Origin of the sequence: Kitasatospora sp. NPDC001261, from assembly GCF_042896795.1 — a bacterium.
GTDB lineage: Bacteria > Actinomycetota > Actinomycetes > Streptomycetales > Streptomycetaceae > Kitasatospora.
On record NZ_JBIAXP010000009.1, the window covers coordinates 258,381 to 275,469 of the forward strand.

Here is a 17,089-nt window from a genome sequence, read left to right on the forward strand (position 1 = left end):
GGGCGCCGGCCGGATGGTGCGGGCGGCCGGCGCCGGGGACGGGAGCGGGCGGTCAGCCCCCGGCGGAGCCGAGCAGCGCCTGGACGGTGCGGGACGGGCTCGGGCGGCCGAGGCGCCCGGCCATCCACCCGCTGGTCGCGACGAGGGAACGCAGGTCGACGCCGGTCCGGATGCCGAGCCCGTGCAGCATCCAGACCAGGTCCTCGGTGGCCAGGTTGCCGGTGGCGCTCTTCGCGTACGGGCAGCCGCCCAGGCCGCCCGCCGAGGCATCCACCGTGGTGACGCCCTCGCGCAGGGCTGTCAGGGTGTTGCTGAGCGCCTGGCCGTAGGTGTCGTGGAAGTGCACGGCGAGCCGGTCGACCGGGACGCCGGCCCGCGCGAAACCCGCCAGCAGGGCGGTGACCTGGCCCGGGGTGGCGACCCCGATGGTGTCGCCGAGGCTCAGCTCCGCGCAGCCCAGCTCCAGCAGCCGTACGCCGTACCGGACCACCTGGTCGACCGGGACGGGGCCCTCCCACGGGTCGCCGAAGCACATCGAGAGGTAGCCGCGGACCGCGACCCCGGCCTCGGTGGCCCGGCCCACGACCGGGCGGAACATCGCCATGGCCTCGTCCGCCGAGCGGTTGAGGTTGCGGCGGGCGAAGGTCTCGGTGGCGCTGGCGAACACCGCGATGTCGGCGGCGTGGTGGGCGAGCGCGCGGTCCAGGCCGCGCTCGTTGGGCACCAGCACCGGCAGCCGCAGGCCGGGGTGGCGCTCCGGCAGACCGGCGAGCCGGGGGACCAGCTCCTCGGCGTCGGCCAGCTGCGGTACCCATTTCGGGTGAACGAAGCTGGTGGCCTCGACGGTGCGCAGCCCGGCGGCCGCGAGCCGGGCGATGAACTCGGCCTTGACCTCGACCGGTACCAGGGACTTCTCGTTCTGCAGGCCGTCGCGCGGCCCGACCTCGTGGATCCGGACCTTCTCGGGCAGGCCGGGGGCGCGGACCGGATCGGGCAGGCCCAGGTCGAGCGCGTCGGGCTCGCGGGCGGGGGCGGGGGTGGTCACGACCGCACCTCCGCGGGCCCGGCGGGGACGGTGGCGGCGGCCGGCCCGGCCGGGGCGCCCTCGACCGACGCGTCCTCGACCGGGGTGACCACGACCAGCAGGTCCTCCATCGCGACGGTGGCGCCGGCGGTGGCCCGCAGCTCGGCCACCACGCCGTCGTGCGGTGCGGCGATCACGTGTTCCATCTTCATGGCCTCCAGCACGAGCAGGGGCTGTCCCTTGCGGACCGTCTCGCCCGCCGTGGTCTTGACGACGGTGACGGTGCCGGGCATCGGGGCGGTCAGGGCGCCGTGGTGCGCGCCGGCCCCGGTGGCGCTCTCGACGACCGGGTCGTAGGCGTGCAGCGGCCAGGCGTCGCCCTCGACGCCGAGCCAGGTCGCCGGTCCGGCGGCGGGGCCGGGGGTGGCGTCGGTGGCCAGCGAGAACGTGGTCCGGAGGCCGTCGACGGTCAGGTGCAGCCGGTCGCCGGCCAGGCTCACGCGGGCGCGGTGCGCGGGGCCCCCGTCGAGCCGGAGCTCCAGCTCGCGGCCGGGCCCGGCGGAATTGTCAGTGGCATCGGCTACGTTGCCCGCAGTGATCGAACGGATGCTCACCGCCACCGGGTCCTGGCCGGGGGTGCGGAGTCGGTGGGTGGTCCAGGCAGGGGTGCCGCCCAGGCGCCAGCCGGAGGGAAGGGAGAACGGGTCGGTCCAGCCGCCGGGATCGGCGGGCGGAGTGAGTTCCAGGTGCCGTGCCAGCGCGGCCGCGTAGTAGAGGAGGTGAGCGGGCGACGGCGGTTCGGCCGCCGAGGTCGCGTCGGGGTCGGCCACGTCCGGGTCGGTCGCGTTCGTGGGGGAGTACGGCGAGGTGAGCAGGGCCGGCTGCTCCTGGGCCGTCCGCTCCACGAGGCCGGTGTCCAGTCGGCCGGCGGCGACCTCGGGGTGGGCGAGCAGTCGGCGCAGGAAGCCGGTGTTGGTGGTGACACCCAGGATGCGGGTGTCGGCCAGCGCCGCGCGGAGCCGGCGCAGCGCGGTCGGGCGGTCGGGCCCGTACGCGATGACCTTGGCGAGCATGGGGTCGTAGGCGCTGGTGACGACGGTTCCGGGGGCGACCCCGGAGTCGACGCGGATGCCCTCGCCCCGGGGCTCGTCCAGGGTGAGGATGCGGCCGCCGGTGGGCAGGAAGTCCCGTTCCGGGTCCTCGGCGCAGATGCGGGCCTCGATGGCGTGGCCCAGGAAGGAGATGTCGGACTGGGCGAAGGAGAGCGCTTCGCCGGCGGCGACGCGCACCTGCCACTCGACCAGGTCGAGCCGGGCCGCGTCCGCGCCGACGGCGACCGCGAGCTCGGTGACGGGGTGTTCCACCTGGAGGCGGGTGTTCATCTCCATGAAGAAGAAGTCCCGCACCCCCTCGGCGGCGGAGGCGGGGGCGTCCGGGTCGATGCCGGGAACGATGAACTCCACGGTGCCGGCACCGGTGTAGCCGCAGGACTCCGCGGCGCGGACGGCCGCGGCGCCCATCGCGGCACGGGTCTCGGCGTTGAGGAGAACGGAGGGAGCCTCTTCGATCAGTTTCTGGTGGCGGCGCTGCAGGCTGCACTCGCGCTCGCCGAGGTGGACGGTGGTGCCGTGGGCGTCGGCGAGCACCTGCACCTCGATGTGGCGCGGCCGGTCGACCCAGCGCTCCAGCAGCAGGGTGTCGTCGCCGAAGGCAGTGCGGGCGACGCGGCGGGCGGCGGCGATCTCGGTGGGCAGGTCGGCGCGGTCCCGCACGAGGCGCATGCCCTTGCCGCCACCGCCGGCGGACGGCTTGAGCAGCACCGGGTAGCCGATCTCGTCGGCGGCGGCGACGAGGTCCTCGTCGGTGGGCGCGGTGGCCTGGCTGCCGGGGACCACCGGGACGCCGGCGGCCCGGACGGCCTCCTTGGCGTTGATCTTGTCGCCCATCAGCTCGACCGCACCGGGAGGTGGTCCGATGAAGACGAGGCCCGCGTCGGCGCAGGCGCGGGCGAAGCCGGCGTTCTCGGCGAGGAAGCCGTAGCCGGGGTGGACGGCCTGGGCGCCGGTGCGGCGGGCGGCGGCCAGGATCTGGTCGGTCCGCAGGTACGTCTCGGTCGCCGAGCTGTCGCTGCGGTCGGCCGGGCCGAGCCGGACCGCGACGTCGGCCTCGCGGACGTGCGGCGCGTCGGCGTCCGCGTCGCTGAACACGGCGACCGAACGGACGCCGAGCCGCCGCAGGGTGCGGATCACCCGCAGGGCGATCTCGCCGCGGTTGGCGACCAGAACTGTGTCGAACATGGGAGGCGTTCCTCCGGGTCGAGGGGAGCCGTACGAAGGAGGTGGCGGTGGGCGGTCGGGCGCCGGCCCGGGTGGGCCGGCGCCGTGGGGAGTCACACCCGGAAGGGAGGATTCACGGACGCGGGGGTGACACGAGGAGGCGTCACATGCGGAAGACGCCGTACGGAGCGGGCGGCGCCAGTGGGGCGTTGGCGCAGGCGGTGAGGGCGAGACCGACGACGGTGCGGGTGTCCATCGGGTCGATCACGCCGTCGTCCCAGAGCCGGGCGGTGGCGTAGTAGGCGTTGCCCTGGCGCTCGTACTGCTCGCGGACGGGGCGCTTGAACTCCTCCTCCGCCTCGGTCGGCCACTGCTCGCCGTGCGCCTCCAACTGGTCGCGGCGGACGGTGGCGAGGACGGAGGCCGCCTGCTCGCCGCCCATCACGGAGATCTTGGCGCCCGGCCACATCCACAGGAAGCGGGGTGAGTAGGCCCGGCCGCACATCGAGTAGTTGCCGGCTCCGTACGATCCGCCGATCACCACGGTCAGCTTCGGGACGCGGGTGCAGGCGACGGCGTTGACCATCTTGGCGCCGTGCTTGGCGATGCCGCCCGCCTCGTACTGCCGGCCGACCATGAACCCGGTGATGTTCTGGAGGAAGAGGAGGGGGATGCCGCGCTGGTCGCACAACTCGATGAAGTGGGCGCCCTTGAGGGCGGACTCGGCGAACAGCACGCCGTTGTTGGCGACGATGCCGACCGGGTGGCCGTGGATCCGGGCGAAGCCGGTGACCAGGGTGGCGCCGTACTCGGCCTTGAACTCGGCGAACCGGCTGCCGTCCACCAGCCGGGCGATCACCTCGCGCACGTCGTAGGGCGTGCGCGGGTCGACCGGCACGGCGCCGTACAGGCCGGCCGGGTCGACGGCCGGCGGCTCGACCGGGGTGAGCGGCCACGGCCTGGCCTCGCGCGGGCCGAGCCCGGCCACGATCGTGCGGACGATGGAGAGGGCGTGGGTGTCGTCCTCGGCCAGGTGGTCCGTCACGCCCGAGGTGCGGGAGTGCAGCTCGCCGCCGCCCAGCTCCTCGGCGGTGACCACCTCACCGGTGGCGGCCTTCACCAGTGGCGGACCGCCCAGGAAGATCGTGCCCTGGTTGCGGACGATCACGGCCTGGTCGCTCATCGCCGGGACGTACGCGCCGCCGGCCGTGCACGAGCCGAGCACGGCGGCGATCTGCGGGATGCCCGCGGCGGAGAGCCTGGCCTGGTTGTAGAAGATCCGGCCGAAGTGGTCGCGGTCCGGGAAGACCTCGTCCTGCATCGGGAGGAAGGCGCCGCCGGAGTCCACCAGGTAGACGCAGGGCAGCCGGTTCTCCAGCGCGACCTCCTGGGCGCGCAGGTGCTTCTTCACCGTCATCGGGTAGTAGGTGCCGCCCTTGACGGTGGCGTCGTTGGCGACCACCACCACCTCGCGCCCGGCGACCCGGCCGATGCCGGCGATCACTCCGGCCGCGGGGGCCGCGCCGTCGTACATCCCGTCGGCGGCCAGCGGGGCCAGCTCCAGGAAGGGGGAGGCCGGGTCGAGCAGGGTGTCCACGCGGTCGCGGGGCAGCAGCTTGCCGCGTGAGGTGTGACGGGCGCGGGCCTTGGCGCCGCCGCCCAGGGCGGCCGCGTCTAGCTTCGCGCGCAGTTCGGCGACCAGGGCGCGGTGCGCCTCGGTGTTGGCGCGGTACGCCTCGGAGCCCGGGTCGGCGGAGCTGCCGAGCCGGGGTGCCGGTGCGGCTGCCGCGGCCGGGGCGGCGCCGGGCGCCGCCGCCGTGCCGGTCGCTGCGACGAGCCGGACGCCGGTGGGTGTGCCGGCGGTTGAGTTGACCATTCCCAAGAGCTCCCTTGCCCTCGGACCAGGTGGGCAGCCGGGTGCGGTCCGCCCGTGATCGCCACGTTAATTAACGTTAACTTACGCGCCCAGGTTAACGGCCGATAACCCGACTGTCTACGATGGACGGCATGCCCAACGTCCCCGCCGCCTCCGCGCTCCCCCGCCGTGACCAGATCCGCCGGGAGGCCGCGAGGCTGTTCGCCGCCCGGGGCTTCCTCGGCGTGGGCGTGGACGAGATCGGCAAGGCCGTCGGCATCAGCGGCCCCGCGCTCTACCGCCACTTCGCAGGCAAGGACGCGATGCTCGCGGACCTGCTGATTGGCATCAGCGAGCGCCTGCTGGACGAGGGGCGCCGCCGCGCGGGCGGCGGCGAGGGCCCGGCCGCCACGCTGGACGCGCTGATCAGCGGCCACGTCGACTTCGCGCTGGGCGACCGGGACCTGATCACCCTGCACGACCGCGAGCTGCTGAACCTCAAGGAGGAGGACCGGCGCACCGTCCGCCGGCTCCAGCGCGGCTACGTCGAACTGTGGGTGGACGTGGTCCGGCAGGCCTACCCGCCGCTGGCCGACCCCGCCGCCGAGCCGGTGGCCCGGGCCGCCGTGCACGCCGTCTTCGGCCTGATCAACTCGACCCCGCACAGCCTCGGCCCGAACCCCGACCAGGGCGAGCGCGCCGCCCTCCAGCGCGACGGCATGGCCGCCCTGCTCCACGCCCTCGCCCACGGCGCGTTCGCGGCGGCTGCGGGCTTGGCCGGCGTCCCTGTCGTCCCTGTCGTCCCCGGCGCCGCTGTCGCTCCCGTCGGCGGTCCGGCGGCCGCGGAGGCCTGAGCCCGCATCCCCGGCTCCGGCTCCGGCTCCGACCACGGTTCCGGTTGCGCCCTCGGCTCCGTTCCCGGCTCCGTTCCCGGCTTCGTTTTCGACGAAGAGCGGCCCGGCGGAGAATGGTCGGGAGCGAAGGTCTGCCGGTGAACGTCCCCATCGGTAGCCCGCCCGGAGCCCGCCCGCAGCCCGCCCCGTTGGCCCGTCCGGAGGCCTAGTCCCAAAGGACGGCGCCCGTCCGCCCGTGGCCGCTGGGTGTCGCGAGGGTCGTCGGCGACTCTGGAAATGGCCCGGGCGGAGTGGGCCATGCGAGTGTTCGGCCGGGAATCACCGCAGGCCATCGACTGTTGGCGAGTCCGCCGGACCGGATGATCCGGGCTGTCAGGGCCCGTTCCGAACCCGCCCGGGGCGGAAAACGCCGTGGCGACCACCCGACGAAATGGTTAGCATCCCTAAATATGCCTGAGACTCACGGATCCACGGTGGAGCAATCCCCGAGCGGCCCCCCGGCCCCCGGCACGACCCCGGAGGCCCCCGTCGACAGCCCGCAGGCCGCCGTCGGGAACACCGGACCGGCCGCCGAAGACGCCGACCCCGCCCCCGACAACGTCCGGCCCGCCGTCAAGAGCGCCGAGGCGCCTGAGCCCGCCCCCGAGCCCGCCCCCGAGCCCGCCCCCGAGAGCGCCGCCGAGTCGACCGGCTGGCTCAGCCGCCTGGTCGGCTACAGCTGGCGGTCCCGCCGCAGCCTGCTCTTCGCCTTCGGAGCCTCGCTCCTCGGCATGGCCGTCACCGCGCTGGTGCCGCTGGTCACCAAGCTGATCATCGACGACGTCATCGTCGCCCGCACCCGTTCGCTGGCCCCCTGGGCGGTGGTGCTGCTGCTCGCGGCCCTCGTGGTCTTCGGCTGCACCCAGGTCCGCCGCTACTACGGCGGCCAGCTCGCGGTGGACGTCCAGCACGAGATGCGCAGCGACCTGTTCCGCTCGCTCGGACGGCTGGACGGCCACCGCCAGGACCGGCTGGACACCGGGCAGGTGGTGGGGCGCGCGACCTCCGACCTCCAACTGGTCAACGGCCTGCTCTCGATGCTGCCGATGATGACCGGCTACCTGCTGATGTTCGTCATGTCGCTGGTCGTGATGGTCTGGCTGTCCCCGCCGCTCACCCTGATCACCGTGGTCATGGCCCCCGCGCTGTGGTGGGTCTCGGCGTTCAGCCGCAAGCGCCTCTTCCCCGCCACCTGGGCCGCCCAGCAGGAGGCGGCGGCCGTCGCGGGCGTGGTGGACGGCGCGATCGGCGGCGTCCGCGTCGTCAAGGGCTTCGGCCAGGAGGCCCAGGAGCTCGACAAGCTGGAGACGGCCTCCCGCAATCTCTTCGCGGCCCGGCTCCGGTCGATCCGGCTCAACGCCCGCTACAACCCGGCGATGCAGGCGATCCCGGCGCTCGCCCAGGTCGGCGTCCTGGCCTTCGGCGGCTGGCTGGCCGTCGACGGCAGGGTCACCCTCGGGACCTTCGTCGCCTTCTCCACGTACGTCGCCCAGATGACCGGCCCGGTGCGGATGCTGACCATGGTCATCACCGTCGGCCAGCAGGCCCGGGCCGGGGTGGAGCGCGTCCTGCAGCTGATCGACGAGCGCCCGCTGGTCCAGGAGCGCCCGGACGCCCGCACCCTGGACCTCGCGCACGGCGAGAGCCCGGAGAGCGCGCCGCAGAGCACTCCGGGAGGAGCGCTCGTCGGCCCGCGGACCCCCGACATCGCCCTGGAGTTCGACCGGGTCGAGTTCCGCTACGACCCCGAGCACCCCGCCCCCGTCCTGCACGGCCTCAGCCTGAAGCTGGCCCCCGGCGAGACCCTCGCCCTGGTCGGCGCCTCCGGCTCCGGCAAGTCGACGGTGGCCCAGCTGGTGCCCCGCTTCTACGACCCGGCCGCTGGCACCGTCCGCCTGTACGGCCACGACCTGCGCGACCTCACCCTGGACTCGGTCCGCGCGACGGTCGGCATCGTCCCCGAGGAAAGCTTCCTCTTCTCCGAGACGGTCCGCACCAACATCGCCTACGGCCGCCCGGACGCGACGGACGAGCAGGTGGTCGCCGCCGCCCGGGCCGCCCAGGCCGACGAGTTCGTCCGCGCGCTGCCGGACGGCTACGACACCAAGGTCGGCGAGCAGGGCCTGACGCTCTCCGGCGGCCAGCGCCAGCGCATCGCGCTGGCCCGGGCGATCCTCACCGACCCCCGGATCCTGCTGCTGGACGACGCCACCTCGGCGGTCGACCCGCAGATCGAGGCGGAGATCCACGACGCGCTGCGCTCGGTGATGACCGGCCGCACCACGCTGCTGATCGCCCACCGCCGCTCGACCCTCCAACTCGCCGACCGGATCGCCGTGCTGGAGCGCGGCCGGCTGCTGGACCTCGGAACGCACGAGGAACTCGAAGCCCGATGTCCCCAGTACCGGGCCCTGATCACCGATCCCGAGGCCGGTCACGCCGACCGGCAGTCCGCCCCCGAAACGGCGTCCGACGAGCCGGCGTCCGCAGAGGCACCCGGAACCCCCGTAGCCGGCGCAACCACCGCAACCGGCGCAACCCCCGGAGCCGGCACAACCCCCGGAACCCCGGCGACCCCGGCCGCCCCCGTCCTCCCCACCCCCGCCCTGGCCAAGGCCGCCCGCACCGCCGACCCCGACCTGCTGGACAAGGTCGCGGCCCTCCCGCCCGCCTCCGACGTCCCGGCCGTCCCCCGCGCCGAGGCCGAGGCCGGTGACCCCGACTTCAGCCTGAGCCGCCTGCTGCGCCCCTTCCGCACCCCGCTGCTCATCGCCCTCCTGCTGGTCGCCCTGGACGCGGCGGCCGGGCTGGTGCTGCCGGTGCTGATCCGGCACGGCATCGACGAAGGCGTCCGCAAGGGCCTGATGTCCGGCGTCGCGGTGGCCTCGCTCGCCGCTCTCGTCGTGGTCCTGTTGGACTGGGTGGTGCAGAGCGCCGAGAACCGGGTCAGCGGCCGTACCGGCGAGCGGGTCCTCTACACGCTCCGACTCAAGATCTTCGCCCACCTCAACCGGCTCGGCCTGGACTACTACGAGCGCGAGCTGACCGGCCGGATCATGACCCGGATGACCACCGACCTGGACTCGCTGACCTCCTTCCTCCAGACCGGCATGGTCACCGCCGTGGTCAGCCTGCTGACCTTCGCCGGGATCTTCGCCGCCCTGCTGATCATCGACGCCGGCCTGGCCCTGGTGGTCTTCGCGGTCCTGCCGCTGCTGGTGATCGCCACCCTGGTGTTCCGCAAGAAGTCCAAGGACCAGTACGAGCGCTCCCGCGACCTGATCAGCACCGTCAACGCCGACCTCCAGGAGAACGTGGCCGGCATGCGGATCGTCCAGGCCTTCCGCCGCCTGGACACCAACACCGACCGCTTCGTGGCCCGCGGCATCGCCTACCGCGAGGCCCGGGTCCGGGCCCAGCTCTACATCTCGCTGTACTTCCCGTTCGTCCAGTTCCTCTCCAGCGTGGCCGCCGCGCTGGTGCTGATCGTCGGCGCTGCCCGGGTCGACGCCGGGACGCTGACGGTCGGTGCGCTGGTCGCGTACCTGCTCTACATCGACCTGTTCTTCGCGCCGGTCAACCAGCTGTCCCAGGTGTTCGACGGGTACCAGCAGGCCTCGGTGGGCCTCGGCCGCATCCGCGAGCTGCTGCGCACCCCGACCGCCACCGCCGAGGCGGCCGACCCGGTCCCGGTGGCCGGGGGCCTGCGCGGCGAGATCTCCTTCGAGGGGGTCGGCTTCGCCTACAACGGCGGCGCGGACGGCGCCCCGACCGTGCTGAGCGGCGTGGACCTGCACATCCCGGCCGGGCAGACGGTGGCACTGGTCGGCGAGACCGGCGCCGGCAAGTCGACGCTGGTGAAGCTGGTCGCCCGGTTCTACGACGCGACGGAGGGCACCGTCCGGGTGGACGGGGTCGACCTCACCCGCTACGACCTGGCGCAGTACCGCCACCGCCTGGGCGTGGTGCCGCAGGAGGCGTACCTCTTCGCGGGCACGGTCCGCGAGGCGATCGCCTACGGCCGGCCGGGCGCCTCGGCGGCCGAGGTGGAGGCGGCGGCCCGGGCGGTCGGCGCGCACGACATGATCGTCCGGCTCTCGGACGGCTACGACCACGAGGTGGCCGGCCGCGGGCGCAACCTCTCGGCGGGCCAGCGCCAGCTGATCGCGCTGGCCCGGGCCGAGCTGGTCGACCCGGACATCCTGCTGCTCGACGAGGCCACGGCGGCGCTCGACCTGGCCACCGAGGCGGCCGTCAACCAGGCCGCGGACCGGCTCAGCGGCGGTCGGACCACCCTGGTCATCGCCCACCGCCTGACCACCGCCGAGCGCGCCGACCGGGTGGTCGTGCTGGACCACGGCCGGGTGGTCGAGGACGGCACGCACACCGAACTGCTCGCCCGGGGCGGCACCTACAGCCGGCTCTGGCAGGCGTTCATCGCCGACGGCCACCCGGCGGCCGAGGCCGTCGCCGCCGGATAGGGCGGCCCCGCACCCGGAGGCCCGCACGCGTGGCCCCGAACCCGGAGCCCGAACACTCCGAGCCGCCTGACGGTCCCTCCCGCGCGGACCGTCAGGCAGTCAGGCGGTGATCAGCGCGGCCAGCAGCTCCGAGGCGTCGATCCCGCGCGGCAGGTCGCTCACCTGCCCGTCCCCGACCTCGACCACCCGCCAGCCGGAGCCGTCCGCCCGGCTGGCGAGGTCGGTGGTCACGAAGCGGCAGCCGAGCCGGCGGACCAGCGCCGGGACGTCGGTGAGGTCGGGCTCGACGGCCCGGCGCGGGGCGTCCGGGTGCGGCCCGACCAGGACGGGGCGGCCGTCCAGCCACCACACCCGGGCCTCCCCGGCCCGCCCGCCGCTCCCCGGCGCGCCGCCGTCCGCCCGCTCCGGCCCGGCCGCACCAGCCGTGCAGGCCCCACCGCCCGTACGGCTCGCACCGTGCGCGCCGTTCGCGCCGACCGGTCCCGCCGCCGGGACGTCCGCGCCCTCGAACTCCTCGTACCGCCGCAGCACCACGCCGCCCGCCAGGAACTCGCCCTGCAGTTCGACGAACCGTTCGACCACCCGGCCGACGGCCGCCAGGTCGGCCAACTCGGGTACGTAGCAGGCCTCGTACCACTCGTGCTTGCGCGACTTCACGTAGTCCTTGACGATCGCCGGCCCGCGCCCGCCGAGCCGGGCCGCGGCCTCCGCCAGCTCCGCCGGCCCGGGCGCCACCGGTCCCTCGGACGGGATCCACGCGCTGGCCGGGGTCGCGCCCTCGAACACGCCGTACCAGCCGGGCAGTTCATGGGCGGCCGCGTACCCGGGCGCGCTGGTCAGCAGGGTGCCGCCGCGGGCGGTGAGCGCGGCGGCGAAGTCGGCGTACCGGGCGGAGGGCAGCATCCAACCCCGGTACCAGAGCGGGCCGCTGTCCCGCGGCACCCGCAGCACGGCCTCCTCGGCCCGCCCGGCGAGCAGCCCGTCGTGGTCGACCAGGTGCAGCTCGCCGCCCAACTCCCGCAGGGTCCTGGCCTCCCAGGCGAAGTGCGGGTCGGGCCGGCGCGGGTTGAGCGGATCGGCGGGGAAGATGATCGCGGGTGCGGGCATGGCCGTCAGGGTACGGCGGACCGGTGGGCCCGGCGCCCGCCACGACGGACCGGCCGGCTCGTGCACCCGACCGGAGTGCCGAAACCGCTCGACGGCCCCGGACGGTCGCTGGGAGAGTGACCCGATGCGAAATCTGCTGCGCCCCCGCAAACGCAGGCCGAGGCAGGCCGCCCGCACGGTGGTCCTGGACGGGAACGGCTCGGTCTTCCTGCTCCGTTCGGACAACGACGAGGTCGGCGTGCACTGGACCATGCCGGGAGGCGGCCTGGAACCGGGCGAGACCCCGTGGGACGGCGCCCGGCGCGAGCTGTGGGAGGAGACGGGCTGGAGCGACCTCGAACCCGGCCCGCTGCTCTGCACCTGGGAGCACGACTTCACCTGGCACGGCACCCCGGTCCGCCAGCACGAGCACATCTACCTCACCGGCGGCCCGCACCGCGGTCCGGTCGGCGACGTCAGCGCGGTGCACGCCGTCGACCGGATCCTGGACTGGCGCTGGTGGACCCCGGCCGACCTCGCCGACGAGAACGCCGACGCGCTCTGGCCGCCCGCGCTGCCGGAACTGCTGGACTCGGTCCGTACGGGCTGGGCCGTGGACGGGCGGCCGCCGGTGCCCGTCGACCTCGGGTACATCCCGAACGCCCCGGCCACCCGCTAGGCCCGCCGAGTCCGCCAAGTCCGCCAGACCTGCTCGGCCCACCAGACCCACCAGGCCGGCCAAGCCCGCCAGGCCCGCTCGGCCAGTCGCCGAACGGGCCCGGCGGAGCGGTCAGGTGCGCCCGCCGCGCCGGGGCCGCCCGGCCGGACCGGGTTCCCAGCCGTGCAGCTCCAGCTCCCGGTCGTGCAGTGCGGCGGGGTTCATCAGCACCGTCAGCTGGGCGCCGGCCAGCTGCTCGAGGTCGAGCCCGGTGGCGGACAGCAGCTGCTCGGTCGGCACCGAGACGGCGATGGCGGGCCGCCAGGAGGGCAGTACCACCAGGCAGGTGCCGCGGCCGACCCGGATCGGCTGGGCCGCCACGCGGACCGGTGCGCGCTCCTCCGGTCGGCCGAGGGCCTCGGCGGGCCCGGGGCTGCCGCCGATCAGGATGCCGAGCGGCGGTTCGGCCCACGAGACCGCTGCGGCGGGTCCGACGGCAGCGGCGTCGACGGCACCGGTGTCGACAGCAGAAGGAGCGGCAGCGCCGGCCCCACCCCCGATGCCAGTCCCGAACGACGGCGTCCGCGCCGCCACTTCCGCCGCATCGGCGGGTTCGCCCACCCGTCCGGTGGCCCCCGGCAGGGCCGGCCCGGTCGGGCCGGACGCGGCCGTCTCCCGTGCGGTCGCCTCCTGCCCTGTCCGGGAGGCCTGCGGGTGCATCCGGCGCAGGCGCCGGGAGGGTGACGGCCGCCGGGATCCCAGGATCCGCGGCTCCTCGTGCGCCGGGCGCTGCGCCGGGACGGACGGGCCGCCCTCCGCCGTCGCGGTGGCGGGCCCGAACCGGACGAACCCGTCCTCGGCCTCCGCGTCGAGGCCGAGCAGGGCCCGCACCTCCGCGACCGGTCGGCGGCACGCGGCCGCCAGCTCGGCGACGGAGCGGCCCTGGAAGTGCGCGGCCCGCAGCCGCTCGGCGAACGCCGCCCGCAGCCGTGCCGTGGTCGGATCATCGTCGTGCGGGTCGCCGTCCGTCCGGTCGCCGTCCGCCGGTCCGCCACCGGCCTCCGGAGCGGCCGCGGGCAGGACGGGCGGAGCCTCCGCGTCGTACCGGCTGCGCGGCTGCGGCACCGAGTCGGGGCGGGCCGTCGCCTCCGGGGTGCCGGGCGCGGCCGCACCGGGCTCGGTGGCGGTCGCGATCGAGCACATCGGTACGGGCGAGCCGGGCGAGCCGGGCGGGCCGGTCGGGGCGGGCGGGGGCGAGGATCCGGCGCTGTCCCGGGGCGGGCCGGGCAGGGACGGGTCGGTTGCGGCGGGGTGGAGCGAGGTCATCTGCGGGCCCTTCGGGAAACGGTCCCGACGATCCTCCCGCACCACGCGATCAGCTCCAAGCGTCCAACCCGGTGGTGTGCGCGATACCACCGCGACACCGCCGCGGTACCACCACGGAATCACCCGGGGACCGTCGCGGGCCCACCCGGGGCCCACCCGGGGATCGCCCAAGACGGCGCCGGGCGGGCACTGTTGCCGTACGACCGGAACGCCGCCCCGTTCCGCCCGCCGACGCCGACCAGGCCCGGCCGGCCGGGTTCACTCCGGGCTCACACCCGGGCTCACCCGACGGACTCACCCGGCGGATTCACCTGCCTGGCTCAACTGCCGGGCGCGACAAAGCCCTTGAGGTCGTTGAGCACCACGTTCGCCGCCATGACGCCGAGCCCGAGGAACCAGGTCTCGTCCGAAACCGGCCGGGCCTGACCGGACTTGACCGCACCGAGCGTCTTCCAGAGCGCGCCGCCGAGCACCGCGTCCTGGTTGGTCGAGCTGGGACTGCCGTACACGCCGTAGAAGATCCAGTCGGCGTCGGCCTTGTCGATCTGCTCCGGGCTGACCTCCACCGCGAGCTCCTTGACCTGCTCGATCGCGGGCTGCGGCAGCGGCACGTCGGTGAGGATGGTGCCGATGAAGGAGAGCTCCGCGTAGAGCCGGGTGCGGCCCGGCATGAAGCGCAGCGGGGTGATGGTGGGCCGCTTGTCGCCGAGCTTCGCGCCGATCGCCGCGGCGGCCGCCTGGTACGCGTCGAGCTGTGTCCTGGCCTCGGCCTCCAGGCCGAACGCGCTCGCGTTGAGCAGGAAGTTCTGCTTCCAGGGGTAGCCAGGGCGCAGCGAGAAGACGGTCGGCGCGATCTTGGAGAGCTGCGCGTACTGGTCCTGGGCGCGCAGCTGACTGCCGAGGATCAGGTCGGGCTTGAGCGCGGCGATGGCCTCCAGGTTGAGGCTGTTGATGGTGCCGACGGCGGCGGGGCTGCCGGCCTTGTCCTTGAGGTAGGACGGCAGGGACTTGGAGCCGTCGGTGTACACGATGCCGACCGGCTGGATGCCGAGGGCGACGACGTTGTCGAGCTCGCCGGTGTCCAGCACCACGACCCGGGTGGGCCTGGCCGGGAGCACCGTCTCGCCCATCGCGTGCCTGAGGGTGCGCGGGTAGACGCCGGGGGCGGCGTCGGTGCCGAAGCCCTTCATCCTCTCGATCACGGCGGCGTAGTCGTCCCCGCCCTGCTTGACCGACTTCTGGTTCGGGGAGGAGCCGCCGCCGGCCGGGGTCGAACCGCTGCTGCCCGACCCGCCCGATCCGCCGGAGCTGCCGCAGGCGGTGAGGAGTCCGCCGAGGCCGAGCACCGCCCCGCCGGCGATCCCGGCGGTGAGGAACCGGCGACGGCCGGAGGTGCGGGGGGAGAGGACCGGGTCGTCGGAGGTGGGGGGCACGCGACGCTCCTTTCACGATCGAAATTAGGTTAGGCAAACCTATCCGACTCGGGGAGCGGTGGGGGGAGTGGCCCGTCCGGGCCGGGGGGCAAACCTGGTCGAACCTTGGCAAAAGGGAGAAATTTTCTTGGCCCAACTCCTTTGAAACAAAGGTACATGGGTTAACAAGCCGTAAATACATCCACCCGAACAGCCGTCACGAGAACGAATCGAAGCAAGTGGTTTAGATCACCAAGGGTTGGTCTACTCAACCTTCCACGCCCGCCTCTAGGGTGCGCTGGTGTTTGATCAGCAGCTCTCAGAGCACACGAGCAGCGGCCGGGCAATGGCGCCCGGCGCTCCGCAGGGTGCCCCGGTCAGTGGCATCAGTGGTGGGGTCCCCGTCGATCAGGGGACCGCTGGGGGAGCGGGGGACAAGGGTCTACGGGGCGGTTCCGTCGGCCTGCTGAGCAGTGTGGTGCTGGGCGTCTCGACGGTCGCCCCGGTCTACTGCCTGACCGCCACACTCGGCCCGACCGTCACCGCGGTCGGGGTGCAGATGCCGGCGGTGTTCCTGGCCGGCTTCCTGCCGATGCTGCTCGTCGCGTTCGCGTACAAGGAGCTGAACAAGGACTTCCCGGACTGCGGCACGTCCTTCACCTGGGGCGTCCGGGCCTTCGGTCCCCGGGTCGGCTGGATGGCCGGGTGGGGCCTGACGGTGGCGACCATCATCGTGCTCTCCAACCTGGCCGGGGTCGCGACCGACTTCCTGTACCTGATGCTCGGGGAGATGACCGGCAGCAGCTGGGTCACCGAACTCGACCAGAACAAGGCCGTCCACCTGCTCACCGTGGTCCTGCTGATCGCCGGCGCCACCGCGATGAGCTACCGGGGGATGACCGCGACCAAGTGGTTCCAGTACAGCCTGGTCGGCCTCCAGCTGGCCGTGCTGCTGCTCTTCTCCGTCATCGCCATCGGGAAGGCCGCCTCGGGCGACCTGCCCGACTCGATCGGCTTCTCCTTCTCCTGGCTCAACCCGCTCGAGGTCAGCTCGTTCAGCGCGTTCACCGCCGGGCTGTCGCTGTCGATCTTCATGTACTGGGGCTGGGACACCTGCCTGACCATGAACGAGGAGACCCAGGGCAGCGCCAAGACCCCCGGCCGCGCCGCGATGATCTCGATGGTCACCCTGGTCGGCTCGTACCTGCTGGTCGCGATCGCCTCCCAGATGTTCGCGGGCGTCGGCAGCACCGGCAACGGCCTCGGCAACCCGGCCACCGCCGACAACGTCTTCTCCGCGCTGGCCCGTCCGGTGCTCGGCTCGCCGTGGAGCATCCTGCTCTTCCTGGCCGTCGTCGCCAGCGCCGCCGCCAGCCTGCAGACCACCTTCATCCCGGTGGCCCGCACCCTGCTCGCGATGAGCGCCTACCGCGCCGTGCCGCCGCGCTTCGGCGCCGTCCACCCGCGCTTCCGCACCCCCGGCTACGCCACCGTCGCGGCGGGCATCGCCACCGCGGTCTTCTACGTCGGGATGAGCCTGATCAGCGAGAACGTGGTCCAGGACACCATCCTGGCGCTCGGTCTGATGATCTGCTTCTACTACGCGCTGACCGCCTTCGCCTGCGTCTGGTACTTCCGCGGTTCGCTGCGCACCGGTGTCCGCGCGCTGCTGCTCAAGGGCGTCGCCCCGTTCGTCGGCGGCGTGCTGCTCACCGCGGTCTTCCTCCAGACCCTCACCGACGCCTGGGCCCCCGACTACGGCAGCGGTTCGGTCTTCGGCATCGGCTCGGTCTTCGTGATCGGCGTCGGCATCCTGCTGCTCGGCGCGGGCCTGATGACCTGGTACGGCTTCATCCGGCCGGAGTTCCTCCGCGGCGAGACGCTGCACAAGGACACCCCGGCACTGGTCGTGGAGGACTGACTGCCGCTACCGTGGGGCGCATGAAGCGCTTCATCGGCCTGTGCTGGTGGCCGTCCTAGGACCAATGCCAGTGACTTTGATGGCTTTGGCTCGTTGGGTGTGGTGTGGCGAGGGTGGGGCAGGTCAAGTCGCCTGCGGGTGAGCGGTTGTCGGACCG

The 17,089-nt window shown here is 73.9% G+C and carries 10 protein-coding genes; 4 read left to right on the forward strand and 6 right to left on the reverse strand.

What is annotated here, in order from left to right; genetic code table 11:
* Positions 1-52: 52 nt before the first annotated feature.
* The 3 genes from ACFY4B_RS15175 to ACFY4B_RS15185 all read right to left on the reverse strand — a co-directional run bounded on the left by ACFY4B_RS15175 (position 53) and on the right by ACFY4B_RS15185 (position 5,176).
* The gene (locus ACFY4B_RS15175) at positions 53-1,045 is read right to left on the reverse strand and encodes a hydroxymethylglutaryl-CoA lyase (protein WP_387968199.1); all 993 of its coding nucleotides are present in this window, start codon (positions 1,043-1,045) and stop codon (positions 53-55) included.
* Entirely contained in the window at positions 1,042-3,321 is a 2,280-nt protein-coding gene (locus ACFY4B_RS15180; protein ID WP_387968201.1) for a biotin carboxylase N-terminal domain-containing protein, read from the reverse strand. The genes ACFY4B_RS15175 and ACFY4B_RS15180 overlap by 4 nt, the downstream gene beginning before the upstream one ends.
* A gap of 142 nt (positions 3,322-3,463) precedes the next feature.
* Positions 3,464-5,176, reverse strand: a complete 1,713-nt coding sequence (locus ACFY4B_RS15185; protein ID WP_082345874.1) for a carboxyl transferase domain-containing protein — start codon at positions 5,174-5,176, stop codon at positions 3,464-3,466.
* Between the two features lie 131 nt (positions 5,177-5,307).
* On the opposite strand from ACFY4B_RS15185, the gene ACFY4B_RS15190 reads away from it, so the two are divergent.
* Both ACFY4B_RS15190 and ACFY4B_RS15195 read left to right on the forward strand, forming a co-directional pair.
* Complete coding sequence (locus ACFY4B_RS15190; RefSeq protein ID WP_387968204.1) at positions 5,308-6,009, forward strand: TetR/AcrR family transcriptional regulator; 702 nt, start codon at positions 5,308-5,310, stop codon at positions 6,007-6,009.
* A 449-nt stretch (positions 6,010-6,458) separates the two neighbouring features.
* Positions 6,459-10,529 carry an ABC transporter ATP-binding protein gene (locus tag ACFY4B_RS15195; RefSeq protein WP_387968206.1) on the forward strand — a complete coding sequence of 1,357 codons (4,071 nt, stop codon included), beginning with the start codon at positions 6,459-6,461 and terminating at the stop codon, positions 10,527-10,529.
* 99 nt (positions 10,530-10,628) lie between these two features.
* On the opposite strand, the gene ACFY4B_RS15200 is transcribed toward ACFY4B_RS15195, so the two are convergent.
* Entirely contained in the window at positions 10,629-11,636 is a 1,008-nt protein-coding gene (locus tag ACFY4B_RS15200) for an ATP-grasp domain-containing protein (RefSeq protein ID WP_387968208.1), read from the reverse strand.
* A 124-nt stretch (positions 11,637-11,760) separates the two neighbouring features.
* On the opposite strand from ACFY4B_RS15200, the gene ACFY4B_RS15205 reads away from it, so the two are divergent.
* On the forward strand, positions 11,761-12,294 hold the full coding sequence (locus ACFY4B_RS15205) for an NUDIX hydrolase (RefSeq protein WP_387968210.1): 534 nt from the start codon (positions 11,761-11,763) through the stop codon (positions 12,292-12,294).
* A gap of 111 nt (positions 12,295-12,405) precedes the next feature.
* On the opposite strand, the gene ACFY4B_RS15210 is transcribed toward ACFY4B_RS15205, so the two are convergent.
* Positions 12,406-13,599 carry a hypothetical protein gene (locus ACFY4B_RS15210; protein ID WP_387968212.1) on the reverse strand — a complete coding sequence of 398 codons (1,194 nt, stop codon included), beginning with the start codon at positions 13,597-13,599 and terminating at the stop codon, positions 12,406-12,408.
* A gap of 320 nt (positions 13,600-13,919) precedes the next feature.
* Positions 13,920-15,032, reverse strand: a complete 1,113-nt coding sequence (locus ACFY4B_RS15215) for an ABC transporter substrate-binding protein (RefSeq protein ID WP_380778067.1) — start codon at positions 15,030-15,032, stop codon at positions 13,920-13,922.
* A 325-nt stretch (positions 15,033-15,357) separates the two neighbouring features.
* On the opposite strand from ACFY4B_RS15215, the gene ACFY4B_RS15220 reads away from it, so the two are divergent.
* A complete protein-coding gene (locus ACFY4B_RS15220; protein ID WP_387968224.1) occupies positions 15,358-16,932 on the forward strand; it encodes an APC family permease in 1,575 nt (524 codons plus the stop codon).
* The last annotated feature ends 157 nt before the right edge of the window (positions 16,933-17,089 follow it).

Excerpts from the sequence above, each read along its gene's own strand:
- ACFY4B_RS15210 (WP_387968212.1), bottom strand. The coding sequence starts at position 13,599 with ATGACCTCGCTCCACCCCGCCGCAACCGACCCGTCCCTGCCCGGCCCG.
- ACFY4B_RS15220 (WP_387968224.1), top strand. The coding sequence starts at position 15,358 with ATGGCGCCCGGCGCTCCGCAGGGTGCCCCGGTCAGTGGCATCAGTGGT.
- ACFY4B_RS15185 (WP_082345874.1), bottom strand. The coding sequence starts at position 5,176 with ATGGTCAACTCAACCGCCGGCACACCCACCGGCGTCCGGCTCGTCGCA.
- ACFY4B_RS15190 (WP_387968204.1), top strand. The coding sequence starts at position 5,308 with ATGCCCAACGTCCCCGCCGCCTCCGCGCTCCCCCGCCGTGACCAGATC.
- ACFY4B_RS15205 (WP_387968210.1), top strand. The coding sequence starts at position 11,761 with ATGCGAAATCTGCTGCGCCCCCGCAAACGCAGGCCGAGGCAGGCCGCC.
- ACFY4B_RS15195 (WP_387968206.1), top strand. The coding sequence starts at position 6,459 with ATGCCTGAGACTCACGGATCCACGGTGGAGCAATCCCCGAGCGGCCCC.
- ACFY4B_RS15200 (WP_387968208.1), bottom strand. The coding sequence starts at position 11,636 with ATGCCCGCACCCGCGATCATCTTCCCCGCCGATCCGCTCAACCCGCGC.
- ACFY4B_RS15180 (WP_387968201.1), bottom strand. The coding sequence starts at position 3,321 with ATGTTCGACACAGTTCTGGTCGCCAACCGCGGCGAGATCGCCCTGCGG.